Source organism: Streptomyces sp. NPDC017979, from assembly GCF_044328175.1.
Classification (GTDB): Bacteria; Actinomycetota; Actinomycetes; order Streptomycetales; family Streptomycetaceae; genus Streptomyces.
Window position 1 is genome coordinate 112,332 of sequence record NZ_JBIRGU010000018.1, and the last position, 24,358, is coordinate 136,689.

Below are 24,358 nucleotides of genomic sequence, written 5' to 3' on the forward strand. Positions count from 1 at the left end.
ATTGTACGGACCGCTTACGCGCCGGTACGCTCCGTGTTCCATGCGGCGCTCCCCTTGTGACGGCCCCTTTCCGTTCCCTCCGGACGACCGGTCCCAGGGCTCCGATCCCGCTTCGGTGCGGGCTTTCGTCGGCGCTCCTCCCGCCCTGCCCTCGGCCGGCTTCCTCCCCCTTCCGCTGAACCGTTTCTTCGGCCGGGTCACCGAGTTGGCCGAGCTGCCCCGGATGCTGGCGGACTCCCGGCTGGTCACGCTCTCGGGGGCGGCGGGAGTCGGCAAGTCGCGGCTCGCGCTGGAGTGCGCCGGCGCTGTGCAGAATCGGTACGCCAATGGTGCGCACCTGGTCGAGTTGGCGGCCGTGCGCGATCCGGGCCTGGTGGAGCACGCCCTCGCCGAGGCGCTCGGCATCACCGACCAGACGCCCCGCCCCGCCCGGACCGTCCTGCTGGACCACCTGTCCAGCCGCCGGCTCCTGCTCGTCCTCGACGGCTACGAGCACATCGTGGACGCCTGTGCCGAGGTCGTGGCCGACCTGCTGCGGCACGCCCCCGGGCTCACGGTGCTCGCCGCCGGGCGCCGGCCGCTGCGGCTGGCGAGCGAGGCGGTCCTGCCGCTGGACCCGCTGCCGGAGGACGACGCCGTGCTGCTGTTCGCCGACCGGGCGGCGCGGGTGCTCCCCGGCTTCCGGCTGTCCGACGGGCACGAGGCGTCCGTACGGGAGCTGTGCCGGCGCCTGGACGGCATCCCGCTCGCGCTGGAACTCGCCGCGGGTCGCCTCCCGGTCCTCTCGGTGGACGACATCGTCGCCCGGCTCGACGACCGGTTCCGGCTGCTCACCGGCGGCACCAGGGGTGCGCTGCCGCGCCACCGCACCCTGCGCACCGCGGTGGGCTGGAGCCACGAGCTGTGCACACCCCGGGAGCGGCTGCTGTGGGCCCGGCTCTCGGTCTTCGCCGGGCCGTTCGACCTGGAGGCGGTCGAGTACGTGTGCAGCGGACCCGACCTGCCCGCCGACGCCGTGCTGGACGTCGTCGGCGAACTGCTCGCCCAGTCCGTGCTGACCCGCGAGGAGACCCCCGCCGGGGTGCGCTACCGGATGCTGGACACCCTGCGCGCCTACGGGCAGGAGTGGCTGGCCGCGCTCGGCGACGTCCACCGGGTGCGCCGACGGCACCGCGACTGGTACGTGGGGCTCGCGACCTGGTGCGAGCTGGACTGGTTCAGCCCGCGACAGGAGGAGGTCGCGGCCCTCGCGGAAGGCGCACTGCCCAATCTGCGGGCGGCACTGGAGCTGTGCCTGGAGAGCGAAGAGGAACTGCACCTGGGCCAGTACCTCGCGGGCACCCTGTGGTTCTACTGGGTCGGCTGCGGTCGCCTCGCCGAGGGCCGGCACTGGCTCCAGGCCGTCATCGCCGACGAGGGCGCGCACCAGGACTCGCGGCTCAAGGCGCTGTGGGTGCTCGGATACGTGGCGACGCTCCAGGGGGACGCCGCGGCGGGCGCCGGCGCGCTCCACGAGTGCCGCGAGGAGGCCGCCCGCGCCGGCAGCGCGCGGGCCACGGCGTACGCCGTCCACCGCACCGGCTGTCTGGCGCTGCTCTCCGGGGAGCTCAGCCGCGCCGAGGACCTGTTGCGGGGCGCGCTCGCCTCCTACCGGGAGCTGGGCGAGCTCAACAGCCAGGTGCTGATGGGGCAGGTGGAGCTGGCGATGTCGCTGGCCTTCCAGGAGCGGCTCGCGGAGGCGGTGGCCCTGTGCGAGGAGGTCCGGGAGGTCTGCGAGGAGCGCGGGGAGCTGTGGGCCCGGGCGTACGCGCTGTACGTCCTGGCGTACGCGGCCTGGTCGCGCGGCGAGACCGCCGCCGCCCGGGGGCTGCTGGTGACGGCGCTGGGGACGAGCCACCGCTTCCACGACCTGGTGGGGCTGGTGCTGGCGCTGGAGCTGCTGGCGCTCGTCACGGTCGACGAGGGCGACGCGGCGGAGGCCGCCGTGCTCCAGGGCGCGGCGGCGCCGGTGTGGGACGCGGTGGGCCTGCCGCTCTTCGGCTCGCGCCACTTCGGCGCACCGCGGGCGCTGGCGTACGACCGGGCCCTGGCCGCGCTGGGGGCCGACGGCTATCGACGCCGTGCGCGCGAGGGCCGGGCACTGCCGCTGGAAGCAGCGGTGCGACGGGCCCTGGGAACGCGGGAGCCCGCCGACTCCCCCGCCGATGACGGCGGAGGGGAGGCGGCGGGCTGAGGCGCGCGTTCGCACCGGGTGCCCGGCCGGAGCCGGGCGCGGTGGATCAGCGGGCGTAGTACTCGACGACCAGCTGCTCGTCGCAGATCACGGGGATCTCCTTGCGCTGCGGGTCGCGGTCCAGGCGGAACGCCAGGGCCTTCAGGTTGACCTGCAGGTAGCGCGGGGTCTCGCCGTCGGCCGCGAAGCCACCCTCACGGGCGACCTGGAACAGCGACTTCTCGCGGGAGCGCTGGCGGACCATCACGACGTCGTCGGGACGGACGCGGAAGGACGGCTTGTCGACCTTGCCGCCGTTGACCTCGATGTGGCCGTGGACGACCATCTGACGGGCCTGGTAGATGGTGCGGGCGATGCCCGAACGCAGCACCAGGGCGTCGAGGCGGCGCTCCAGCTCGACGACGAGCGCCTCGCCGGTCTTGCCCTCGGCCTTGCGGGCGCGGTCGTAGGCGCGGGCCATCTGGCGCTCGCTGATGTCGTACTGGGCGCGCAGGCGCTGCTTCTCCAGCAGACGGACCTTGTAGTCCGAGTTCTGCTTGCGACCACGGCCGTGCTCGCCCGGCGGGTACGGGCGGGCCTCGAAGTACTTGACGGCCTTCGGCGTCAGGGCGATGCCGAGGGCACGGGACTTCTTGACCTTGGGACGCGACTGGTTAGGCACGTTCTCCAGACCTCCGAAATAGGTTAGGTTAGGCTCACCTTACTCAAGGAGATCGCATGTCTCGCCCTGGGAACACCAAGCGCATCACGGACAGCACAAAAGAAGCCGACGCTGCTCAGAGGAGCGTCGAGGCGACGGAGGTCCGATCAGCTCATGGTCAGCCGCGTCCCAGCGGGCTTGATATCACTCGGATGCCGTCAGCAGCCGAGCGCACACGAACTCTCGTACAGAGTACATGCTCAGCCGTGCTGCTCGTCCCGGGCCTCGACGGCATCCCCCAGGAGCTCCTGGCCCCGCAGGCGCGCGTGGTGGGCTGCGACGGCGAGGTGTTCCTCCTCTTCCCCGCCGACTCCCCCGTGGTGCGCGCCGCCACGCACGCCCAGGACGACGAGCTGTCCGCGGTGCTGGAGGTCACGGACGTGGCTCCGGTCGCCGTGCCGCACCGCATCCGGGGCCGCGCCTGGGCGTCCGGCTGGCTCACCCTGGCCCCCGGGCTCGCCGAGCCGGGCGGGATGATGCTCCGGCTCGAAGTGGGCGAGCTGTCGGTGGACGACCTGTGGGGTGCGTCCGCCGTGGACCCGGAGGAGTTCGCCCGGGCACTGCCCGACCCGCTCGTGGCCCACGAGACCGAGTTGCTCCAGCACCTGCACTCGGCACACGGCCCGCAGGTGCAGGAGCTGTGCGCGCTGCTCGGCGAGCGCGCACAGGGCCCGTCGGGGGCGTCGGCCGAACAGCAGGTGCGGGGGCTGCGTGCCGTACCGCTGGCGCTCGACCGGTTCGGGCTGCGGGTGCGCTTCACCGGGGAGCGGTGCTTCGACGCCCGCTTCGACTTCCCCGAGCCGGTGCGCGACGTGATCGAGCTGCGCCGTGCGATGCACCTGCTCTTCGAGGCCGCCGCACACTGAAGTCGGCCGGCACGCCCGTGCCGCTCCGGCCGGATCAACTGCCGCGCAGCCGCTCCCGCACCTTCTCCACCACGTCCGCGTACCGCGCTTCGGCGCCGTAGCGCGTGGGTTCGTAGTACGTCTTGCCGTGCACGGCGTCGGGGGCGTACTGCTGGGCGGCGATGGCGCCGGGCACGTCGTGCGGATAGACGTAACCCTGGGCGTGGCCGAGGGCCTTCGCACCCTTGTAGTGCCCGTCGCGCAAGTGCTGGGGCACCGGGCCGGCGAGGCCGGCGCGCACGTCGGCGAGGGCCGCCCCGATGGCCGTGGTCGCCGCGTTCGACTTCGGGGCGAGGGCGAGCGCGATGGTGGCGTGGCTCAGGGTCAGCGCCGCCTCCGGGAAGCCGATCATGGCCACGGCCTGGGCGGCGGCGACCGCCGTCGGCAGCGCGGTGGGGTCCGCGAGCCCGATGTCCTCGCTGGCGGAGATCATCAGTCGGCGCGCGATGAACCGGGGGTCCTCCCCCGCCTCGATCATGCGGGCCAGGTAGTGCAGGGCGGCGTCCACGTCCGAGCCGCGGATCGACTTGATCAACGCGCTGGCCACGTCGTAGTGCTGGTCCCCGTCGCGGTCGTACTTCACCGCGGCGCGGTCGACGGTCTCCTCCACGGTCTGCAGGGAGATCTCCCGCTCGCCCTTGTCGATCGCGGCGCCGGCCGCGGCCTCCAGGGCGGTCAGCGCCCGGCGGGCGTCCCCCCCGGCGATCCGCAGCAGGTGCGCCTCGGCGTCCGCGCCGAGTTCGACCGCGCCGGCCAGGCCCCGCTCGGCGGTGAGCGCGCGCTGGAGCAGGCCCTTGAGGTCCTCGTCGGTCAGCGGCTCCAGCGTCAGCAGCAGGGAGCGGGAGAGGAGCGGGGAGATCACGGAGAAGTAGGGGTTCTCGGTGGTCGCGGCGATCAGGGTGACCCAGCGGTTCTCCACGGCGGGGAGCAGGGAGTCCTGCTGGGCCTTGGAGAAGCGGTGGATCTCGTCGAGGAAGAGGACCGTCTCCTTGCCGAAGCCGCCGGCGGCCCGGCGCGCGCCGTCGATGACCGCCCGCACCTCCTTGACGCCCGCGGTGATCGCCGACAGCTCGGTGAACCGCTTGTCGGTGGCCCGGGAGACCACGTACGCCAGGGTCGTCTTGCCGATGCCGGGCGGGCCCCAGAGGATCACGGACGACGCTCCGGCCGGGCCGTTCCCGCTGCCGACCAGCCGGCGCAGCGGGGAGCCGGGCTTGAGCAGGTGCTGCTGGCCGACGACCTCGTCGAGGTCGCGCGGGCGCATCCGGACGGCCAGGGGGCTGCTGGACGGGTCCTTCTCCTGGCGTTCTTCGGCGGCGGCGGTAAAGAGGTCGGGCTCCACGCTGAGAAGCCTATGCCAGCCCACTGACACGGCTGCCGGCGCGACCGCCGCCGGCCCCCGCCCCTGGCCCGGTCAGCTGGTCCAGAAGTCCCACCAGCGGGTCAGGATCAGCATGCCGATGATCCCGATCCACAGCACCGGCGGCATCCAGTGGAATTCCATGAGGCCGCGGCGCAGGCCCTCGGGGACCTTGATGATCCGGTGCCGGACGTTGTGCACCGTGACGTAGCAGAACATCACGATCGTGGCGGCCCAGGCCAGCGAGCACCACAGGCACAGGGAGCTGATGTTGTACAGCGACTGGTACATCAGCCACATGCAGAAGCCGACGCCGAAGAGGCAGCCGGCGTTCAGGCCCAGCCAGTACCAGCGGCGGTAGCGGGCGCCGGCGAGCAGTCCGACGCCGATCGCGATCACCATCGAGTACGCGACGAGGCCCAGCATCGGGTTCGGGAAGCCGAACACCGACGCCTGCTCGCTCTTCATGATGTTGCCGCAGGAGACCACCGGGTTCAGGCTGCACCCCGGGGTGAACGACGGGTCTTCGAGCAGCTTGAACTTGTCGAGGGTGATGACCCAGGCGGCGAGCAGGCCCGCCGCCCCCGTGATCACCAGCAGCCAGGCGAAGGGACGGCTGCCGCCGATCGCGGTCGGGGTGCCGTCCGTCTGCTCGTCCGGGGTCACGTCGCCCACCGTCGCTGTCGCCATATCGCTCTCGCCGTTCGTTCCGTCGCCGTGGCCTGCTCGGGCACGGTCATTGTGCCGCACGTACCTGGGTGTCCATCGTTCGACGGACAGAGCGGTGGACACCCGGTCGTACCGGCCCTCACCCTCCGTGAGCAGGCTGGGGGCCATGGAAGAACTCGCGGTGAGCGTGGCCGGGCTTCGCAAGCGGTACGGCGGTGTGACGGCGGTTGACGGGCTGGACCTGGGCATCCGCCGCGGTGAGGTGTTCGGGCTGCTGGGGCCGAACGGCGCCGGCAAGACGACGACGGTGGAGGTCCTCCAGGGGCACAGGAGCCGGGACGGCGGCGAGGTGACCGTGCTCGGCTGCGATCCCGCGGCCGGAAATCGTCGCTGGCGGTCTCGAATTGGTGTCGTCTGGCAGGATGAATCGGCGCCCGCCGAGTTGACGGTGCGGGAGACGGTGTCGCACTTCGCGCACTACTACCCCGCCCCGCGCGACCCCGCCGAGGTGATCGAGCTGGTGGGGCTGCGGTCGAAGGCGAGCAGCCGCGTCGGAGCGCTCTCGGGCGGACAGCGGCGCCGGCTGGACGTCGCGCTCGGGGTGGTCGGCCGCCCCGAACTGCTGCTCCTCGACGAGCCCACGACCGGCTTCGACCCGGCGGCCCGGCGACAGTTCTGGTCCCTGATCCGGCTGTTGGCCGACGAGGGCACCACCATCGTGCTCACCACCCACTACCTCGACGAGGCGGAGGCGCTGGCCGACCGGATCGCCGTGGTGTCCCGGGGCAGGGTCGTCGCCGAGGGCAGCGCCGCCTTCCTGCGCGAGCAGTACGGGGCGCGGGCGACGGTCGCCTGGACCGACCCCGACGGCACCCCGCGCCAGGAGCACACCGCCACCCCCGCCCGTACCGTCGTCGCCCTCGCGCAGCGCCTCGGCGGCGAGTTGCCCGGGCTCACGGTCACCCGGCCCACCCTGGAGGACGCGTACCTCCGGCTCGCCGAGCAGGACGGCGCCGACCGGTCCACGGGCGCGCCGCAGGGCGGTGCGTCATGAAGCGCCCGCCGTACGCCGTGCCCGCGCCGGCCGCGGCCCGGGGCGACGCTCCCCCGCTGCCCGGCGCCTGGCGGCTGGGACTGCTGCGCGGCGCCCTGGAGGTGCGGACCTTCTTCCGCCAGCGCGAACAGGCCGTCTTCACCTTCGCGTTCCCCATCGTGCTGCTGGTGCTCTTCGCCTCCGTCTTCGGCGACGACGAGAAGCCCGGCGGCGTCACCGCGGCCCAGCTCTACGTCCCGGCGATGATCGCCGCCGGCATCATGTCGACCAGCTTCCAGTCGCTCGGCGTCTCGATCGCCGTCGAGCGGGAGTCCAAGCAACTGCGCCGGCTCCGGGGCACGCCGATGCCGCCGGCCGCGTACTTCCTCGGCAAGATCTGGCTGGTCCTGGTCACCGGAGTGCTGGAGACCGCGGCCCTGCTGGCCGTCGGCAGGCACCTCTACGACGTCGACCTCCCGTCGGGGGCGGGCGACTGGTTCGCCTTCGGCTGGATCTTCGTCCTCGGGCTGACCTCGTGCACCCTGCTGGGGATCGCGATCAGCAGCGTCCCGAAGTCGGCGCAGAGCGCGTCCTCCGTCGTCACGCTGCCGTTCCAGGTCCTCCAGTTCATCTCCGGTGTGTATATCGTGATCACCAGCCTCTCCGACTGGATGCTGAACGTCGCATCGCTCTTCCCGCTGAAGTGGATGGTCCAGGGGCTGCGGGGGGTGTTCCTGCCGGAGTCCGCCCGGGTGCTGGAGCCCGCCGGCTCCACCGAGTTCGGGATGGTCGCCCTGGTCCTGGGCGCGTGGTGCATCGGAGGACTGGTGCTGTGCCTGCTGACGTTCCGCTGGAAGAGCAACGACGGTCGATGACGGCCGGAGCCCGTGACGGCGCCTCCCACGTGTGGGAGCGGACCAGCCGGGCGTGGGACGCCTACTTCGCCGTGGTGTGGGTGACCGCCCTCGTCGTCACCCTCACCACGGCCGACCACGACGACGCCCAGCGGCTGGTCGCGGCGGGGCTGCTGGCGCTGCTGATGCCGTGGTACCTGGTCTTCGGGCGGCCCCAGTTGGCACGGCGGGAGGCCGACGAGCGGCAGACCCGGATCTACGTCGTCGGGGCGGTCGTGCTCTACGTACCGCCCGCGGCGATGGTGGCCGACATCAAGCTCGCCGTGTTCGCCCTGCTGCCGCAGTGCTTCATGCTGCTGCGGATGCGGGCCGCGCTGCTGGTCGCGACGCTGGTGACCGTGGTGCCGGTGGTGACCTGGGTGGTGTGGCGCGGTCCGCCCGTTCGCACCGTGGTCTTCGTCTTCCTGTCGGCGGCCACCGCGCTCGCCTTCTCCGCCGTCTTCGGCCGCTGGATCATGCGGGTCATCGACCAGAGCCGGGAGCGGGCGGAGCTGATCGCCGAGTTGGAGGCCCGGCGCGAGGAACTCGCCCGGCTGTCCGCCGCCCACGGGGCGCTCGCCGAACGGGAGCGGATGTCCCGGGAGATCCACGACACCCTCGCCCAGGGCTTCACCAGTCTGCTGATGCTGGTCCAGGCGGTGGAGGGCGAGTTGGACCGGGACCCGGACGGGGCCCGGCGCCATCTGGGGATGATGGCGCAGACCGCGCGGCAGAACCTGGCCGAGGCCCGGGCGCTGGTCGCCGGCGGTGCACCGGCCGAACTCGACGGCAGCTCGCTGCCCGACGCGCTGCGCCGGCTCGCCGAGCGGCACGCCCCGCCGGCCCGGGTGACGGTGACCGGCGGCGGACGCCCCCTGGCGCCGGCCCTGGAGTTGGTGGCGCTGCGCGCCTGCCAGGAGGCCCTGGCCAACGCCGCCAAGCACGCCGGCGCAGGTGCCGGGGTGAGCGTCGACCTCGACCGTACGGACGACGAGCTGCGGCTCCGCGTCCACGACACCGGGCGCGGCTTCGACACCGCCGCGCCGCCGGCGGGCTTCGGGCTCCGGGGCCTGCGCGCCCGGGCGGCCGAGGTCGGCGGCCGGGCCGAGGTGCACAGCGCCCCGGGCCGGGGCACCACCGTCTCCGTCACCCTGCCGATCCCCCCGCCCCGCCCCGAGGAGGGCCTTCGATGATCCGGATCCTGCTGGCCGACGACCACCCCGTGGTCCGCGAGGGGCTGCGCGGCATGCTCGGCGCCGAGCCCGACCTCGAAGTGGTCGGCGAGGCGTCCAGCGGACCGCAGGCCGAAGCGCTGAGCGCACGGTTGCGCCCCGACATCGTGCTGATGGACCTGCGGATGCCGGGCGGCTCGGGCGTCGATTCGATCACCCGGATGCGGTCGGCCGGGCTGCCCTGCCGGGTCATCGTGCTCACCACGTACGAGACGGACTCCGACATCCTGCGCGCGGTCGCCGCGGGCGCCGCCGGCTATCTGCTGAAGGACCTGGCCAGGGAAGAACTCGCCGGGGCGATCCGGGCCGCCGCGCGCGGCGAGACCGTCCTCGCGCCCTCGGTGGCCACCCGGCTCGTCGACCGGCTGCGGGACCGGCCCGAGCGTCCGCACCTGTCGGAGCGGGAGACCTCGGTGCTGCGGCTGGTGGCGGAGGGGTGCACGAACGCGGAGATCGGCCGCCGGCTGTTCATCGGCGAGTCCACGGTGAAGACCCATCTGCTGCGGGTGTTCGGCAAGTTGGAGGTGGCCGACCGGACGGCGGCGGTGACCCGGGCGATGCGCTGGGACCTGCTGTGACGCGGGGCCCGCGGAGCGAGGCGTCACCTCGTTCCGCGGGCCCCGCGCCCTCACGCCAGCTTGCGCCGGACCGCCTCGGTCACGTCCGACAGCGGCACCGGGTTCTGCTCCCCGGACTCCATGTCCTTCAACTGCACGTGCCCCTCGGCCAGGTCGCGCTCGCCGGCGACGATCGCGTACCGCGCACCGCTGCGGTTGGCCGCCTTCATGGCACCCTTCAGGCCCCGGCCGCCGTACGCGAAGTCCGCGGCGACGCCCGCCTTGCGCAGCCGGGTGACCACGCCGAAGAGCACCCGGCGGGCCTCCTCGCCCAGCGGGACGGCGTACACGCTGGTGGCCGGCGGCACGTCCAGCGCCACGCCCTCCGCCTGGAGCGCCAGCACCGTGCGGTCGACCCCCAGCGCCCAGCCCACGGACGGCAGCGCGGGGCCGCCGATCATCTCCGACAGGCCGTCGTAGCGCCCGCCGCCGCCGACCGCGGACTGCGAGCCCAGGCCGTCGTGGACGAACTCGAAGGTGGTGCGGGTGTAGTAGTCCAGACCGCGCACGAGGCGGTCGTCGTCCTCGAAGGAGACGCCCTCTTCCAAGAGCAGCTCCCGGACCCCCTTGTGGTACGCCCGGCAGTTCTCGCACAGGTGGTCGCGGAGCACCGGCGCGTCGACGAGCTGCTTGCGCACCTCGGGCCGCTTGTCGTCGAGGACCCGCAGCGGATTGATGTCGATCCTGCGCCGGGTCTCCTCGTCGAGGTCGAGTCCGCGCAGGAAGGCCACCAGCGCCTCGCGGTAGCGCGGCCGGCACTCCTGGTCGCCGAGCGAGTTCAACAGGATCCGGAAGTCGCGCAGCCCCAGCGAGCGGTACGCCTGGTCCGCCAGGATGATCAGCTCGGCGTCCAGCACCGGGTCCTCGGCGCCGATGGCCTCCGCGCCGACCTGCGAGAAGTGCCGGTAGCGGCCCGCCTGGGGACGCTCGTAGCGGTAGTACGAACCGGAGTACCAGAGCTTCACCGGCAGCGAGCCCTGCTTGTGCAGATTGGCTTCCAGCGCGGCGCGCAGCACGGACGCGGTGCCCTCGGGGCGCAGCGCGAGCTGGCTGCCGCCCTTGGTGGTGAGGGTGTACATCTCCTTGGTGACGATGTCGGTGGACTCCCCGACACCGCGGGCGAAGAGCTCGACGTCTTCGAAGCCGGGCGTCTCCACGTAGCCGTAGCCGGAGTTGCGCAGCGGCGCGGCGAGCGCCTCCCGGACCGCGAGGAAGGTCGCGGAATCGGGCGGCAGCAGGTCGTACGTGCCCTTGGGGGCCTGGAAAGTGCTCACGGAGGTCTCTTCTTCACATTCCTCGTCGGGGAGCGTCCGTGCTCCCGAGGCCGGTCGCCACTGCCCGCAGATAGGGGTTGGCGGCGCGCTCGCGGCCGATGGTCGTCTGGGGACCGTGTCCCGACAGGACCACGGTCGAGTCGTCGAGCGGCAGGCACACGCGTGCCAGCGATTCGAGCAGCTCGCCCTGGTCGCCCCCGGGCAGGTCGGTGCGTCCGACGGAGCCGGCGAAGATCAGGTCGCCCGAGAAGAGGACCGGTGGTACGTCACCGGCCTCGGGCGTCCCGAACGTCACCGACCCCTTGGTATGGCCGGGGGCGTGGGAGACGGTCAGCTCCAGACCGGCGAGGTCGAGCTTGGCGCCGTCGGTCAGCTCGTGCACGTCGGACGGTTCGCCGACGGTGAGCTCGCCCATCAGCTGGGCCCCGAAGGAGCGGCCGAGCGCCTTCTCCGGGTCGCTCATCATGTACCGGTCGGACGGGTGGATCCAGGCGGGCACGTCGTGGGCGCCGCACACCGGGACGACCGAGGCCACGTGGTCGATGTGGCCGTGCGTGAGGACGACGGCGACCGGCTTCAGCCGGTGCTTGGCCACGGTCTCCGCGACGCCTTCGGCGGCCTGGTGACCTGGGTCGACGATCACGCACTCCTCGCCAGCGGCGGGGGCGACCAGATAGCAGTTGGTCCCCCAGGCCCCTGCGGGGAACCCGGCAATCAGCACGTTCGTCCTCATCGGGTCGGGGATGGGCCGTTGCGCAGACAAGCAACAGGTCAGAGCCTACCGGCCCTGCTGCTCGCACAGCGAACCCGTATACGGTACGGGCACGCGCGACGTTCTGATGCGTACGCACGCCCTTGGGGCTCAAGGACACTCAAGGACACTGAAGAGCACTGAAGAGGAGCGGAACTCGGTGGTCAACAGCGATCAGCGGCGCCGGCAGCTGGCCCGCGAGAAGTTCGAGCGTCAGCAGCAGCGCCGCGCGGCGGCCCGCAGACGCAAGCAGCGCAACTCGGTCATCGCGGCTGCGGTGGTCGTGGTGCTGATCAGCGGTGCGGTGGCCGCCGCGTCCATCGTCGGCAGCGACGACAACGGCGACAAGTCCGACCAGCAGACGGCGGCGGACCAGGCCACCCAGACGCCGCCGAGCCCGAAGCCGGAGGAGCCGAAGGTCCCCGAGCCGAAGATGGCGATCGACGCCAAGGCCCCGTACACGATGACGCTGGAGACCAACCACGGTCCGGTCGCGGTCGCGATGGAGGCCGCGAAGACGCCGCGGACGGTGAACTCCTTCAAGTCGCTCGCCGACAAGGGCTACTTCAACGGCACCAAGTGCCACCGGCTGACCACGCAGGGCATCTTCGTGCTCCAGTGCGGCGACCCGACGGGCGACGGCACGGGCGGCCCCGGCTACAACATCCCCGACGAGAACCTGACCGCGCTCGGCAAGGCGGGCGCGGACGGCAAGGTGACCTTCCCGGCGGGCACCGTGGCGATGGCCAACACCGGGGCGCCGAACTCCGGCGGCAGCCAGTTCTTCCTGGTCTACAAGGAGACCAAGCTGCCGCCGTCGTACACGCCGTTCGGAAAGATGGACGAAGCCGGGCTGAAGGCCGTGCAGAAGGTGGCCGAGGCCGGAGTCGAGGGCGGCGCCGGCGACGGAGCGCCGAAGTCGGCGGTCACCGTCGAGAAGGCGGCCGTGAGCAAGGGGTGACGGTCCGGGCGACCCCGGTTCGCCCCGGGTGGCCGCCCCGGCGCGGGAGGGTTGGAATTCGCGCGCGCTGAGTGCGGACAGCCGGGCGACCGGTCGCCTAGATTGGCGTTGTGCAGGGCGGGCGCAGCTCGCCCCAGGAAACTGTGGACGATGCCCGGGGGACCTCCTCCGTCGGCATCAGGTGGAGGAGGCGCTGTGAGCAGCGACCCGTGGGGCCGTGTCGATGAGACGGGCACCGTGTACGTGCGTACTGCCGACGGGGAGAAGGTCGTCGGTTCGTGGCAGGCCGGGACCCCCGAGGAGGCCCTGGCCTATTTCGAGCGCAAGTACGAGGGCTTGGTGGTCGAGATCGGCCTCCTCGAAAAGAGGGTGAAGACCACCGACCTGTCGGCCAAGGACGCGCAGACGGCAATTGACCACCTGCGCCAGCAGGTGGTGGAGCACCACGCCGTGGGTGACCTCGACGCCCTGGCGAAGCGCCTGGACGCCCTGGTCGAGACGGTCGACAAGCGTCGCGAGGAGCGCAAGGTCCAGCGGGCGAAGCAGCACGACGAGGCGCGCCGCGCCAAGGAGGAGCTGGTCGCCGAGGCGGAGGAGCTGGCGCAGAGCGAGCAGTGGCGGACGGCCGGCGAGCGGCTGCGGTCCCTGGTCGACACCTGGAAGGGGCTGCCCCGGCTCGACCGGAAGTCCGACGACGAGCTGTGGCACCGCTTCTCGCACGCCCGCTCGGCCTTCTCCAAGCGCCGCAAGGCGCACTTCGCGTCGCTGGACGCGCAGCGCGAGGACGCCCGCAAGACGAAGGAGCGGCTGGTCTCCGAGGCCGAGGCGCTCTCCGGGTCCACGGACTGGGGCGCCACCGCCGCCCGCTACCGCGAGCTGATGGCGGACTGGAAGGCGGCCGGTCGGGCCCAGCGGGAGGCCGAGGAGGACCTGTGGAACCGCTTCCGCGGTGCCCAGGACGTCTTCTTCGCCGCGCGCAGCGAGGTCTTCGCCGAGCGGGACGCCGAGCAGGCGGAGAACCTGAAGCTCAAGGAGGAGCTGGCGGCCGAGGCGGAGAAGCTGGTGCCGGTGACGGACCTGAAGGCCGCCCGGTCCGCGTTCCGCGCGATCAACGAGCGCTGGGAGGCCGTCGGCCACGTCCCGCGGGACGCCCGGGCCCGGGTCGAGGGCCGGATGCACGCGGTGGAGCGCGCCCTCCAGGAGTCCGAGGACAACGAGTGGCGCCGGACGAACCCGGAGGCCCGGGCGCGGGCCGCGGGTCTGACGGGCCAGCTCCAGGCTGCGGTCGACAAGCTGCGCAGCCAGATCGACGCGGCGCGCGCCGCCGGCAACAACGCCAAGGCCGACAAGCTCGCCAAGGAGCTGGAGGGCCGCCAGGCCCTGCTGGACCAGGCGCTGAAGGGCCTGGAGGAGTTCGGCGGCTGACGCCGACCCGACCCGTACGACGACGTGGGCCCCGCCTCTGCGAGAGGCGGGGCCCACGTCGTTCCGGTCGTCCCGGGGCTCAGGGGCGGCGGGCCGAGGTGACCCGGTAGACGTCGTACACGCCCTCCACGCCCCGCACCGCCTTCAGCACGTGACCGAGGTGCTTGGGGTCGCCCATCTCGAAGGTGAACCGCGAGGTGGCCACCCGGTCGCGGGAGGTCTGCACGGCGGCCGACAGGATGTTCACGTGCTGGTCGGACAGGACCCGGGTGACGTCCGACAGCAGCCGGGACCGGTCCAGCGCCTCGACCTGGATGGCGACCAGGAAGACCGACGACTGGGTGGGGGCCCACTCGACGTCGAGGATCCGCTCGGGCTGCTGCGACAGGGAGTCGACGTTGACGCAGTCGGCGCGGTGCACGGACACGCCGCTGCCGCGGGTGACGAAGCCGATGATCGGGTCGCCGGGCACCGGGGTGCAGCAGCGCGCCAGCTTCACCCAGACGTCGTCGACGCCCTTGACCACGACCCCGGGGTCGGCGTTCGAGCGGCGCTTGCCGCTGCGGCCCCGGGCCGGCGGCGAGGACTCGGCGATGTCCTCAGTGGCGGCCTCCTCGCCGCCGAGCGCCTGCACCAGCTTCTGTACGACGCCCTGAGCGGCGACGTGGCCCTCGCCGATCGCCGCGTACAGCGACGAGATGTCCGGGTAGCGCATCTCGTGGGCGAGGGTGACGAGGGAGTCGCCGGTGAGGATCCGCTGGATCGGCAGGTTCTGCTTGCGCATGGCCCGGACGATGGCGTCCTTGCCCTGCTCGATCGCCTCGTCGCGCCGCTCCTTGGAGAACCAGGCGCGGATCTTGTTGCGGGCCCGGGGCGACTTGACGAAGCCCAGCCAGTCGCGGGACGGCCCGGCGCCCTCCGCCTTGGAGGTGAAGACCTCCACCAGGTCGCCGTTGTCCAGGGTCGACTCCAGCGGGACGAGCCGGCCGTTGACCCGCGCCCCTATCGTGCGGTGGCCCACTTCCGTGTGGACGGCGTAGGCGAAGTCGACCGGGGTGGCGCCGGCGGGCAGCGCTATCACGTCGCCCTTGGGCGTGAAGACGAAGACCTCGTTGCGGGAGAGGTCGAAGCGCAGCGACTCCAGGAACTCCGAGGGGTCCTCGGTCTCCTTCTGCCAGTCCAGGAGCTGGCGCAGCCACGCCATGTCGTTGAGGTGGTCGTCCTTGCCGGACTTCTTCGGCACGTCGGTGCGCACCTTGGAGGCGCCGGCGACCGCCTCCTGCTTGTACTTCCAGTGCGCGGCGATGCCGTACTCGGCGCGGCGGTGCATGTCGAAGGTGCGGATCTGGAGCTCGACCGGCTTGCCGTTGGGTCCGATGACCGTCGTGTGCAGCGACTGGTACATGTTGAACTTCGGCATCGCGATGTAGTCCTTGAACCGGCCGGGGACCGGGTTCCACCGCGCGTGGACGGTGCCGAGCGCCGCGTAGCAGTCCCGGACGGTGTCGACCAGGACCCGGATGCCGACCAGGTCGTAGATCTCCGCGAAGTCCCGACCGCGGACGATCATCTTCTGGTACACGCTGTAGTAGTGCTTGGGCCGGCCGGTGACGGTGGCCTTGATCCGGGCGGCACGCAGGTCGGACTGGACCTCGTCGGTCACTATGGCCAGGTACTCGTCGCGCTTGGGCGCCCGCTCCGCCACCAGCCGCACGATCTCGTCGTACATCTTGGGGTAGAGGATCGCGAAGGCGAGGTCCTCCAGCTCCCACTTGATGGTGTTCATGCCCAGCCGGTGCGCCAGCGGGGCGTAGATCTCCAGCGTCTCGCGGGCCTTCTTCTCCTGCTTCTCCCGCTTGAGGTAGCGCATGGTGCGCATGTTGTGCAGCCGGTCCGCGAGCTTGATCACCAGGACCCGGGGGTCCTTCGCCATGGCGACGACCATCTTGCGCACAGTCTCCGCCTGCGCCGCCTCGCCGAACTTGACCTTGTCCAGCTTGGTGACGCCGTCGACGAGCAGGGCGACCTGGTCGCCGAAGTCGCGGCGGAGGGTGTCGAGGCCGTACTCGGTGTCCTCGACGGTGTCGTGCAGCAGCCCGGCCATCAGGGTGGCGGGGTCCATGCCCAACTCGGCGAGGATGGTGGTGACCGCGAGGGGGTGGGTGATGTACGGGTCGCCGCTCTTGCGCTTCTGCCCGCGGTGCCAGCGCTCCGCGACCTGGTACGCCTTCTCGATCTGGCGGAGCGTGGCGGTCTCGATCTTGGGGTCGTTGCCGCGGACGATCCGCAGCAGCGGCTCCAGGACGGGGTTGTACGGGGACGAGCGCTGCACGCCGAGCCGGGCGAGGCGGGCGCGGACCCGGTTGGACGAGCCCCCGCTGCGCTGTCCGCCGCCGGTGGACCAGGAGGTGCCGGCGGGGGTGGTGCTGCGCCTGACCGCGGACGGGGTGGGCGCGGAGCGCAGGGCGGACGAGGAGGTCGCGCCCGAGCCCTTCGCACGCTCGGGCGCCGCCTGGCCCGTGCGTTCGACCGGCTTCTTCTCGGGCGTGGCTGGGGCCGCTGCGGCCCTTTCGGCCTTGGGGCCGTGCGGTGCGGTGGCGGGACGGGCCTCGTCTGGCAAGAGCGCTCCTCGTGCGGTTCCGGGTCCCCCCGGGACAGGTCCGGAGAGCCCATCGTATCGACCCGGCCGTTCCTGCGCCCCCGTGGCTGGAACAGACCCCTGGGGCTCCGGAATTCCCGGAGCCCCAGGGGTCTGTTGTTTCCGCCGTGTACGGGGCGTCTCAGAGCGCGAGCAGCGACTCCAGGGGAGCGCCCCCGAGGACCGGCTCCAGCCGGCCGCGACCGCCGAGGAAGCCCAGCTCCATCAGCACGGCGACGCCGGCGACGTCCGCGCCGCCGCGGCGGATCAGCTCCGCTGCGGCGCCCGCGGTGCCTCCGGTGGCCAGCACGTCGTCGATGACCATGACCCGGTCGCCGGGGCGCAGGTCTTCGGCGTGCACCTCGATCTCGGCGCTGCCGTACTCCAGGTCGTACGACTGGGCGAGGGTGGCTCCGGGGAGCTTGCCCGCCTTGCGGACCGGGACGAAGCCGAGGCCGGCGCGGACCGCGACGGGGGCCGCCAGTATGAATCCGCGGGCCTCCAGACCGACGACCTTGGTCGCGCCGTGGCGTACGCACAGCTCGGTGAGGGCGTCGGTCAGGGCGGTGAACGCCTCGGGGTCGGCGAGCAGCGGGGTGATGTCCTTGAACACCACGCCCGGCTGCGGATAGTCGGGGACGTCGCGGATCCGGCTGAGCAGCAGCTCCCGCACGCCCGCGGTCATCGGCGCCGCCCGGAGGACTTGCCCCGACCGCGGCCGCGCTGGCCTACGACGCCGGAGCCGCCCGCGGCGGCCGCCGCGGCGTCACCGGGGAGCGCGTCCTGCGGCTCGTCACCGGCGGTGGCACCGCCCTCGGGCTCCTCCTGCTCACTGCGGGCCCGCTTGGCGAGCACCCGCTTGCGCAGCGCCTTCATCTGCGGGTCGCGCTCCTTGAAGTCCGCGACCAGCGGGGTCGCGATGAAGATCGAGGAGTACGCACCGGCGGCGAGGCCGACGAAGAGCGAGAGCGAGATGTCGTTCAGCATGCCGGCGCCCAGGAACCCGCCGCCGATGAAGAGCAGACCGGCGACGGGGAGCAGCGCGACGACGGTGGTGTTGATGGAGCGCACCAGGGTGCCGTTGAGGCTGCGGTTGGCCAGCTCGCTGTAGGTGAAGCGGGTCTGCTTGGTGATGTCCTTGGCGCCCTCTTTGAGTCCGTCGAAGACGACGACGGTGTCGTAGAGGGAGTAGCCGAGGATGGTGAGCAGACCGATCACCGTGCCCGGGGTGACCTCGAAGCCGACCAGGGCGTAGACGCCGACGGTGATCGTGAGGTCGTGGATCAGGGCGATGAGGGCGGCCAGCGCCATGCGCCATTCGAAGGCGATGGCGAGGTAGATCACCACGAGGACCATGAAGATCGCCAGGCCCTGCCACGCCTTGTTGGCGATCTGCTCGCCCCAGCTGGGGCCGACCAGCTCGGCGTCGATCTTGTCGGCGGCGATGTCCAGGTCCTTGGCCAGCTCGTTCTGGACCTTGGTGGCCGTGGCGGTGTCCAGCTCGCTGACCTGGATGCGCAGGGTGCCGTTGCCCAGCTTCTGGACGATGGCCTGGTGGCCGGACGCCTCTTCCGCGTACTCCTGGGCCTGGCTGACGGAGGCGCTGGTCTTCGGGGTGGTGAAGACGGCGCCGCCCTTGAACTCGATGCCCATGTTCAGGCCGCGCACCGCCAGGCCGACGATGGCCGTGATGGTGATCAGGATCGAGACCGCGTACCAGAACTTGCGCTTGGCGACGAAGTCGTAGCCGATCTCGCCGCGGTAGAGCCGGGCGCCGATGGTGCCGAGACGCGACATGCTCACGCCTCCTTCGGGTCGATGGGGGCGGGAGTGCGACGGGAGCGGCGCAGCGGGGGCGTGACGCCCAGCCGCTTGGGGTCGAGCCCGGACCAGGGGTGGCCGTTGCCGAAGAACTTCGAGCGGGCGGCCAGCGTCATCAGCGGCTTGGTGAAGAAGAACACCACGACGACGTCGAGCAGGGTGGTCAGGCCGAGCGTGAACGCGAAGCCCTGGACCTTGCCGACGGTGACGAGGAAGAGCACGGCGGCGGCGAGGAAGGAGACGAAGTCGGAGACGAGGATCGTGCGCCGGGCACGGGGCCAGGCGCGCTCGACGGCCGGGCGCAGGGTGCGGCCTTCGCGGATCTCGTCCCTGACCCGTTCGAAGTAGACGATGAACGAGTCCGCTGTGATGCCGATGGCGACGATGGCGCCGCAGACCGCGGGGAGGTTCAGCGCGAAGCCGATGGCCGGGCCGAGCAGCGACATCAGCGTGTAGGTGAGGACCGCGGACGCCATCAGGCTGAGGATCGCGATCAGCGCCAGGCCGCGGTAGTAGACCACCAGGTAGATGATGACCAGGGCGAGGCCGATGGCACCGGCGATGAGGCCGGCCCGCAGCTGCTCGCCGCCGAGCGCGGCGCTGACGGTGGTGACGCTCTGCTCTTCGAAGCTCAGCGGCAGCGCACCGTAGGAGAGGATGTTGCCCAGGTCCTGGGCGGAATCCTGGTCGAAGCTGCCGGAGATCTCGGCGTTGGAGCTGAGGGCCTGCTTGACCTCGGGGGCCGAGACGACCTCGCCGTCGAGCGCGATGGCGAACTGGTTCATCGGCGGCTGCTGGGTGGCCAGCTTGCCGGTGATCTTCTCGAACTTCTTCGAGCCGGACTTGGTGAAGTCCATGGTGACGATCCACATGCCGCGCTGCTGGTCCAGCTGGCCCTTGGCGTCGTCCACGTCCTTGCCGTCGACCTCGGCGGGGCCGAGGATGTACTTCTCCCACTGGTCGGCGCCGTTCTTGCCGCAGGCGATGACGGTGTCCTCGGGGCGGTCGGCGTCACCGGCGGCGCTGCGGGCCTTGGGGTCCTCGCAGTTCAGCGCGGCGAAGCGCTTTTCGAGGTCGGCGTTGGCGGGAGGCGTGCCGGGGTCGGTCTTGGGGGGCTGCGAGGCCCCGTCCGACGGCTTGTCCGAGTCCGCGGCGGCGGAGGCGGAGGCCGACGGCGAGGGCGCCTTCAGGCCCTCGGTGACGGCGCGGCCCTGGGTGGTGGCACCGGTGCTGGGCTTGGTGCTCGCCGATCCGGAGGGCGCGGTGGAGGGGTTCCCCTTGGCTTTGTCGCCCTCCTTGCCGTCGGCGGAGGCCGACGGACTGGGCTGCGGGGCGGCTGGGCCCCCGGGGGCGACGGCTAGGACTGGTCGGAAGTACAGCTGCGCGGTGGTGCCGACCTGCTTGCGCGCCTGCTCCGAGTCGGTCCCCTTGGGGATGTTGACGATGATGTTCTCGCGGCCCTGGGTCTGGACCTCGGCCTCCGAGACGCCGAGACCATTGACACGGCGTTCGATGATGCCGACCGCCGTGTTCATGTTGGTCTCGTTGATCGCGCTTTCCTTGCCGGGCTCGGCCTTGGCCTTCAGCGTGATCGTCGTACCGCCCGCGAGGTCGATGCCCAGGCGCGGGGTGGTCTCCCCGGACCAGAACATCCCGCCCGTGAGCGCGGCCATCGCAATCAGGATGAGGACCAGGGTGCGCCCCGGCCTCCCCTGGCCCCCCGCGGGCCTTCGGCCCCTCTTAGGTGCTGCCACCTTCTCGTTTCTCCCTGTCCAACCGCCCCGCGCCGGGTGTGCGCAGGGGCGGCCACGAAGTGTTGTGGGGCCCAGCCCCCGCAGAAGTCAACACGACCAGGGGACCGCGGGGCACCCTCTGTGCCCCGGCGGTCCCCTTGATGGCTACTTCTCGCCGTCGGTCTTGCTGTCCTTGGACACGGTCTCGTCCTCGGCGGCGTCCGCGGCCGTCTCCGCGTCGGCGTCCTTCTTGCCGAGGTCGACGCGGCCCTCGTCGGACCCCTCGGTCAGCGAGGAGGCGTCGTCCGGCACGGCCGGGATCTCCTCACCGGGGACGTCGCCGTGGACGATGCGGTTGTACTCCTCGTCGTCGAGGACCGCGCCGATGGCGTTCTTCGCGTAGACGGCGTGGACGCCAGGGGCGACCTCAAGGAGCACGGTGTCGTCGCTGATCTCCTTGACGGTGGCGTACATGCCTCCGATCGTGCGCACTCCGGTGCCCGGCTGCATGGAGTCGCGCATGTTGGCGGCCTGCTGCTGCTTCTTCTTGGCGGAGCGCGTCATCAGGAACATGGCCCCGATGAGCACGATGAAGGGGAGGAAGGTCAGGAGACTCACGGGAAGAAACTTCCTTCACGACCGCGTCGCTGAGGCGGCCTATCTACGGGGGTGGGCACGCCGACCTGGAAGGGCGGCATCGGCGGAGTCTAAGCGAGTCCGCATCACTGGAACAACGCCCAGCATCCCACTGGAGTTCCGTAGTCGGACAGTACCGCGCCGTCACGCCCCGAACAGCCCTTGTTGTCCCCCGGTGCCGGGCGCCTGCGCCGGCGGCGTGAGCCCGAGGTGCGCCCAGGCGGCGGGGGTGGCGACCCGGCCGCGCGGCGTGCGCGCCAGCAGACCCTCCCGTACGAGGAAGGGCTCCGCCACTTCTTCGACGGTCTCGCGCTCCTCCCCCACCGCCACGGCCAGGGTCGACAGGCCGACCGGGCCGCCGCCGAACAGCTTCAGCAGGGCCTGGAGCACGGCGCGGTCGAGCCGGTCGAGGCCGCGGCCGTCGACCTCGTACACCCCGAGGGCGACGGCCGCCACCTCCTGGGTGATCACGCCGTCCGCCTTGACCTGGGCGTAGTCCCTGACCCGGCGCAGCAGACGGTTGGCGATGCGGGGCGTGCCTCGGGAGCGGCCGGCGATCTCGGCGGCGCCGTCCGCCTCGATCTCCACGTCGAGCAGTTGCGCGGAGCGGTGGATCACCCGCTCCAGCTCGGCGGGGTCGTAGAACTCCATGTGCGCGGTGAAGCCGAAGCGGTCGCGCAGCGGCGGGGGCAGCAGTCCGGCCCGGGTGGTCGCGCCGACCAGGGTGAAGGGGGGCAGCTCCAGGGGGATGGCGGTGGCTCCGGGGCCCTTGCCGACGATCACGTCGACGCGGAAGTCCTCCATGGCCATGTACAGCATCTCCTCGGCGGGCCGGGACATGCGGTGGATCTCGTCGAGGAAGAGGACCTCGCCCTCCTGGAGGGAGGAGAGGATCGCCGCGAGGTCCCCGGCGTGCTGGATGGCCGGGCCGGAGGTGATCCGGATCGGGGCCTGCATCTCGGCGGCGATGATCATCGAGAGGGTGGTCTTGCCGAGGCCGGGGGCGCCGGAGAGCAGGACGTGGTCGGCGGTCGCGCCGCGGGCCCGGGCCGCGGTGAGGACGAGGTCGAGCTGTTCGCGGACGCGCTCCTGGCCGACGAACTCGTGCAGCGACTTGGGGCGCAGGGCGGCCTCGACGGCCTGGTCCTCGTCGCCCGCCGAAGCGCCGACGAGCCGGTCCTCGGCGCCGTCGGACGCGCCGAGGTCGGGGCCGTACGAGCCGGCGGGGCCGGCGGAACCGTCAGGGCCGTCTTCGTGAGGGGCGTCGTCCCAGTTCACTGCGCGTGTGCCTCGTGTGGTCGGGCGGCCGGGGCCGCGGTTGCTTCGGCGGAGGGGGTACGGGCGGGCGGGGTGCGACCGGGCCGCCGGGCCGGGTCGCGGCGCCGGGTCATCTCGTCCGGTTCAGCGTCTGGAGCGCGGTCTTCAGGAGCTGGCCGACCTGGGGCTCGCCGCCCGCGGCTGCCGCCTGCGGAGCGACCGCGGCCACCGCTTCGTCGGCCTCGCGGGTGGCGTATCCGAGGCCGATGAGGGCGGCGTGCAGTTGGTCGCGCCAGGACGCGCTGATCGCGGTGCCGACGCCCTGGCGTCCGGCGAGCGCGCCCACCGGCTCGCCGAGCCGGTCCTTCAGCTCCAGCAACAGCTTCTGCGCGCCCTTCTTGCCGATGCCGGGGACGGCGGTGAGCGCCTTCTCGTCGCCGGTGGAGACGGCGATGCGCAGGGCGTCCGGGGAGTGGACGGCGAGCATGGCCTGGGCCAGGCGGGGGCCGACGCCGCTGGCGGTCTGGAGCAGTTCGAAGACCTGCCGCTCGTCCTCGTCGGCGAAGCCGTAGAGCGTGAGGGAGTCCTCCCGCACGACGAGGGAGGTGGCGAGCTTGGCCGCTTCGCCGATGCGCAGTTTGGAGAGGGTGTCGGGGGTGCACTGCAGGGCCATGCCGACCCCGCCGACCTCGATCACCGCGGTCGTCGGGGCGAGGGCTGCGACCTGGCCGCTCACAAAGGCGATCATGACGTACGGCCTTTCGGGGGGTGCGCGGAGGGGCGGCGGTGGAGGGCTACGGCGCGCTGGAGCCGGTTCTGTGCCGGGGCGCGCCAGATGTGACAGATCGCGAGGGCGAGGGCGTCCGCCGCGTCCGCCGGCTTGGGCGGTGCGTCGAGCCGTAGGAGACGGGTCACCATCGCGCCGACCTGCGCCTTGTCGGCCCGGCCGCTGCCGGTGACGGCGCCCTTGACCTCGCTCGGGGTGTGCAGGACGACGGGGATGCCGCGGCGGGAGGCGCAGAGCATGGCGACGGCGCTGGCCTGCGCGGTGCCCATCACCGTCCGTACGTTGTGCTGGCTGAAGACGCGCTCGACGGCGACCCGGTCGGGGTTGTGGGCGTCGAGCCACTTCTCGATGCCCGCCTCGATGGCGACGAGCCGATGGCCCAACTCCGCGTCGGGCGGGGTGCGCACCACGCCGACGTCGACCATCGTCAGCGGGCGGCCCGCCTCCCCCTCGACCACCCCGACGCCACAGCGGGTCAGCCCCGGGTCGACCCCCAGCACGCGCACGCGCCACCCCTCCTTCGTTCATCTGTTTGTGCAGGCTATCGGCTGGTACTGACATCGCACGCGCAGCACGCGAACAAGGGCGGGCCGGAGGGGGTTTCTCCCTCCGGCCCGCCCTCGTCAGGTCGGCCGCCGGCCGTCAGACGTCGACCTTCTCCATGATCTCGTCGGAGACGTCGAAGTTGGCGAAGACGTTCTGCACGTCGTCGCTGTCCTCCAGCGCGTCGATCAGCTTGAAGATCTTGCGCGCGCCCTCTTCGTCCAGCTCGACCTGCATGGTCGGGACGAAGTTCGCCTCGGCGGAGTCGTAGTCGATGCCCTGCTCCTGGAGCGCGGTGCGGACCGCGACGAGGTCGGTGGCCTCGCTCAGCACCTCGAAGGACTCGCCGAGGTCGTTGACCTCTTCGGCGCCCGCGTCCAGGACGGCGCCGAGGACGTCGTCCTCCGACAGGTCGCCCTTGGGGACGATCACCACGCCCTTGCGGTTGAAGAGGTACGAGACCGAGCCCGGGTCGGCCATGGAGCCGCCGTTGCGGGTCATGGCGACGCGGACGTCGGACGCGGCACGGTTGCGGTTGTCGGTGAGGCACTCGATGAGCACCGCGACGCCGTTCGGACCGTAGCCCTCGTACATGATCGTCTCGTAGTCGGCGCCGCCGGCCTCCAGGCCGGCGCCGCGCTTGAGGGCCGAGTCGATGTTCTTGTTCGGCACCGACTGCTTCTTGGCCTTCTGGATGGCGTCGAAGAGGGTCGGGTTGCCGTCGATGTCGGCGCCGCCCATCCGGGCCGCGACCTCGATGTTCTTGATCAGCTTCGCGAAGAGCTTGCCGCGCTTGGCATCGATCACGGCCTTCTTGTGCTTCGTCGTAGCCCATTTAGAGTGGCCGGACATCTGCCTGTCTCCTTCGCGTAACCGATTGCTGCTGCACT

General features: G+C 71.9%; 22 protein-coding genes. 8 read left to right on the forward strand and 14 right to left on the reverse strand.

Translation table 11 applies throughout. From position 1 onward, the window contains the following. Window positions 1-40: 40 nt before the first annotated feature. Window positions 41-2,233: an ATP-binding protein gene (locus tag ACH4E8_RS32485; RefSeq protein WP_398455079.1), complete on the forward strand. Its 2,193-nt coding sequence runs from the start codon at window positions 41-43 to the stop codon at window positions 2,231-2,233. Between the two features lie 46 nt (window positions 2,234-2,279). On the opposite strand, the gene rpsD is transcribed toward ACH4E8_RS32485, so the two are convergent. Further along, the gene (rpsD, locus tag ACH4E8_RS32490; RefSeq protein WP_361540823.1) at window positions 2,280-2,894 is read right to left on the reverse strand and encodes a 30S ribosomal protein S4; all 615 of its coding nucleotides are present in this window, start codon (window positions 2,892-2,894) and stop codon (window positions 2,280-2,282) included. Window positions 2,895-3,085: 191 nt separating this feature from the next. On the opposite strand from rpsD, the gene ACH4E8_RS32495 reads away from it, so the two are divergent. After that, window positions 3,086-3,799 (forward strand): DUF2470 domain-containing protein, encoded by a 714-nt coding sequence (locus tag ACH4E8_RS32495; RefSeq protein ID WP_398455081.1) that lies wholly within the window; start codon window positions 3,086-3,088, stop codon window positions 3,797-3,799. Between the two features lie 34 nt (window positions 3,800-3,833). Here the strand turns inward: ACH4E8_RS32495 and ACH4E8_RS32500 are convergent, their stop codons facing one another. Together ACH4E8_RS32500 and ACH4E8_RS32505 are read right to left on the reverse strand one after the other, a co-directional pair. Next, window positions 3,834-5,180 (reverse strand): replication-associated recombination protein A, encoded by a 1,347-nt coding sequence (locus tag ACH4E8_RS32500; protein WP_398455083.1) that lies wholly within the window; start codon window positions 5,178-5,180, stop codon window positions 3,834-3,836. A 72-nt stretch (window positions 5,181-5,252) separates the two neighbouring features. Continuing rightward, complete coding sequence (locus tag ACH4E8_RS32505; RefSeq protein WP_398455084.1) at window positions 5,253-5,888, reverse strand: vitamin K epoxide reductase family protein; 636 nt, start codon at window positions 5,886-5,888, stop codon at window positions 5,253-5,255. 145 nt (window positions 5,889-6,033) lie between these two features. On the opposite strand from ACH4E8_RS32505, the gene ACH4E8_RS32510 reads away from it, so the two are divergent. Genes ACH4E8_RS32510 through ACH4E8_RS32525 form a run of 4 tightly spaced genes read left to right on the forward strand, consistent with a single transcriptional unit; the run spans window position 6,034 to window position 9,603 of the window. Then, window positions 6,034-6,921, forward strand: coding sequence for an ABC transporter ATP-binding protein (locus ACH4E8_RS32510; protein ID WP_398455086.1), 888 nt, complete (start codon window positions 6,034-6,036; stop codon window positions 6,919-6,921). After that, window positions 6,918-7,775: an ABC transporter permease gene (locus tag ACH4E8_RS32515; protein WP_398455088.1), complete on the forward strand. Its 858-nt coding sequence runs from the start codon at window positions 6,918-6,920 to the stop codon at window positions 7,773-7,775. Before ACH4E8_RS32510 ends, ACH4E8_RS32515 begins: the two co-directional genes overlap by 4 nt. Continuing rightward, entirely contained in the window at window positions 7,733-8,986 is a 1,254-nt protein-coding gene (locus ACH4E8_RS32520) for a sensor histidine kinase (RefSeq protein WP_398455090.1), read from the forward strand. The genes ACH4E8_RS32515 and ACH4E8_RS32520 overlap by 43 nt, the downstream gene beginning before the upstream one ends. Then, window positions 8,983-9,603, forward strand: a complete 621-nt coding sequence (locus ACH4E8_RS32525; RefSeq protein WP_398455091.1) for a response regulator — start codon at window positions 8,983-8,985, stop codon at window positions 9,601-9,603. Before ACH4E8_RS32520 ends, ACH4E8_RS32525 begins: the two co-directional genes overlap by 4 nt. A 50-nt stretch (window positions 9,604-9,653) precedes the next feature. On the opposite strand, the gene hisS is transcribed toward ACH4E8_RS32525, so the two are convergent. Both hisS and ACH4E8_RS32535 read right to left on the reverse strand, forming a co-directional pair. After that, window positions 9,654-10,916: a histidine--tRNA ligase gene (hisS, locus tag ACH4E8_RS32530; protein WP_398455093.1), complete on the reverse strand. Its 1,263-nt coding sequence runs from the start codon at window positions 10,914-10,916 to the stop codon at window positions 9,654-9,656. 13 nt (window positions 10,917-10,929) lie between these two features. Beyond that, the gene (locus ACH4E8_RS32535) at window positions 10,930-11,637 is read right to left on the reverse strand and encodes an MBL fold metallo-hydrolase (protein WP_398455095.1); all 708 of its coding nucleotides are present in this window, start codon (window positions 11,635-11,637) and stop codon (window positions 10,930-10,932) included. A 190-nt stretch (window positions 11,638-11,827) separates the two neighbouring features. Between ACH4E8_RS32535 and ACH4E8_RS32540 the strand changes: the two genes are divergently transcribed. Next, window positions 11,828-12,628 (forward strand): peptidylprolyl isomerase, encoded by an 801-nt coding sequence (locus tag ACH4E8_RS32540; RefSeq protein WP_398455097.1) that lies wholly within the window; start codon window positions 11,828-11,830, stop codon window positions 12,626-12,628. 195 nt (window positions 12,629-12,823) lie between these two features. Next, entirely contained in the window at window positions 12,824-14,053 is a 1,230-nt protein-coding gene (locus tag ACH4E8_RS32545) for a DUF349 domain-containing protein (RefSeq protein WP_398455098.1), read from the forward strand. Between the two features lie 79 nt (window positions 14,054-14,132). On the opposite strand, the gene ACH4E8_RS32550 is transcribed toward ACH4E8_RS32545, so the two are convergent. The 9 genes from ACH4E8_RS32550 to ACH4E8_RS32590 form a co-directional block, all read right to left on the reverse strand. Continuing rightward, the gene (locus ACH4E8_RS32550) at window positions 14,133-16,673 is read right to left on the reverse strand and encodes a RelA/SpoT family protein (protein WP_398455099.1); all 2,541 of its coding nucleotides are present in this window, start codon (window positions 16,671-16,673) and stop codon (window positions 14,133-14,135) included. Between the two features lie 160 nt (window positions 16,674-16,833). After that, window positions 16,834-17,376 carry an adenine phosphoribosyltransferase gene (locus ACH4E8_RS32555; protein ID WP_398455101.1) on the reverse strand — a complete coding sequence of 181 codons (543 nt, stop codon included), beginning with the start codon at window positions 17,374-17,376 and terminating at the stop codon, window positions 16,834-16,836. Then, on the reverse strand, window positions 17,373-18,488 hold the full coding sequence (gene secF / locus ACH4E8_RS32560) for a protein translocase subunit SecF (protein WP_398455144.1): 1,116 nt from the start codon (window positions 18,486-18,488) through the stop codon (window positions 17,373-17,375). The genes ACH4E8_RS32555 and secF overlap by 4 nt, the downstream gene beginning before the upstream one ends. Before the next feature lie 2 nt (window positions 18,489-18,490). Further along, the gene (gene secD, locus ACH4E8_RS32565; protein WP_398455102.1) at window positions 18,491-20,266 is read right to left on the reverse strand and encodes a protein translocase subunit SecD; all 1,776 of its coding nucleotides are present in this window, start codon (window positions 20,264-20,266) and stop codon (window positions 18,491-18,493) included. 144 nt (window positions 20,267-20,410) lie between these two features. Continuing rightward, window positions 20,411-20,863 carry a preprotein translocase subunit YajC gene (gene yajC / locus ACH4E8_RS32570; RefSeq protein ID WP_398455104.1) on the reverse strand — a complete coding sequence of 151 codons (453 nt, stop codon included), beginning with the start codon at window positions 20,861-20,863 and terminating at the stop codon, window positions 20,411-20,413. A gap of 162 nt (window positions 20,864-21,025) precedes the next feature. Continuing rightward, a complete protein-coding gene (ruvB, locus tag ACH4E8_RS32575) occupies window positions 21,026-22,159 on the reverse strand; it encodes a Holliday junction branch migration DNA helicase RuvB (protein ID WP_398455106.1) in 1,134 nt (377 codons plus the stop codon). A gap of 109 nt (window positions 22,160-22,268) precedes the next feature. After that, a complete protein-coding gene (gene ruvA / locus ACH4E8_RS32580) occupies window positions 22,269-22,886 on the reverse strand; it encodes a Holliday junction branch migration protein RuvA (RefSeq protein ID WP_398455108.1) in 618 nt (205 codons plus the stop codon). Beyond that, the gene (ruvC, locus tag ACH4E8_RS32585; RefSeq protein WP_398455110.1) at window positions 22,883-23,431 is read right to left on the reverse strand and encodes a crossover junction endodeoxyribonuclease RuvC; all 549 of its coding nucleotides are present in this window, start codon (window positions 23,429-23,431) and stop codon (window positions 22,883-22,885) included. Before ruvC ends, ruvA begins: the two co-directional genes overlap by 4 nt. A gap of 136 nt (window positions 23,432-23,567) precedes the next feature. Then, on the reverse strand, window positions 23,568-24,320 hold the full coding sequence (locus tag ACH4E8_RS32590; RefSeq protein ID WP_361967473.1) for a YebC/PmpR family DNA-binding transcriptional regulator: 753 nt from the start codon (window positions 24,318-24,320) through the stop codon (window positions 23,568-23,570). Window positions 24,321-24,358 lie beyond the last annotated feature (38 nt).

Excerpts from the sequence above, each read along its gene's own strand:
- secF (WP_398455144.1), bottom strand. The coding sequence starts at position 18,488 with ATGTCGCGTCTCGGCACCATCGGCGCCCGGCTCTACCGCGGCGAGATC.
- ACH4E8_RS32505 (WP_398455084.1), bottom strand. The coding sequence starts at position 5,888 with ATGGCGACAGCGACGGTGGGCGACGTGACCCCGGACGAGCAGACGGAC.
- ACH4E8_RS32525 (WP_398455091.1), top strand. The coding sequence starts at position 8,983 with ATGATCCGGATCCTGCTGGCCGACGACCACCCCGTGGTCCGCGAGGGG.
- ACH4E8_RS32515 (WP_398455088.1), top strand. The coding sequence starts at position 6,918 with ATGAAGCGCCCGCCGTACGCCGTGCCCGCGCCGGCCGCGGCCCGGGGC.
- ACH4E8_RS32495 (WP_398455081.1), top strand. The coding sequence starts at position 3,086 with ATGCCGTCAGCAGCCGAGCGCACACGAACTCTCGTACAGAGTACATGC.
- ACH4E8_RS32590 (WP_361967473.1), bottom strand. The coding sequence starts at position 24,320 with ATGTCCGGCCACTCTAAATGGGCTACGACGAAGCACAAGAAGGCCGTG.
- ACH4E8_RS32485 (WP_398455079.1), top strand. The coding sequence starts at position 41 with ATGCGGCGCTCCCCTTGTGACGGCCCCTTTCCGTTCCCTCCGGACGAC.
- ACH4E8_RS32555 (WP_398455101.1), bottom strand. The coding sequence starts at position 17,376 with ATGACCGCGGGCGTGCGGGAGCTGCTGCTCAGCCGGATCCGCGACGTC.
- ruvA (WP_398455108.1), bottom strand. The coding sequence starts at position 22,886 with ATGATCGCCTTTGTGAGCGGCCAGGTCGCAGCCCTCGCCCCGACGACC.
- ACH4E8_RS32510 (WP_398455086.1), top strand. The coding sequence starts at position 6,034 with ATGGAAGAACTCGCGGTGAGCGTGGCCGGGCTTCGCAAGCGGTACGGC.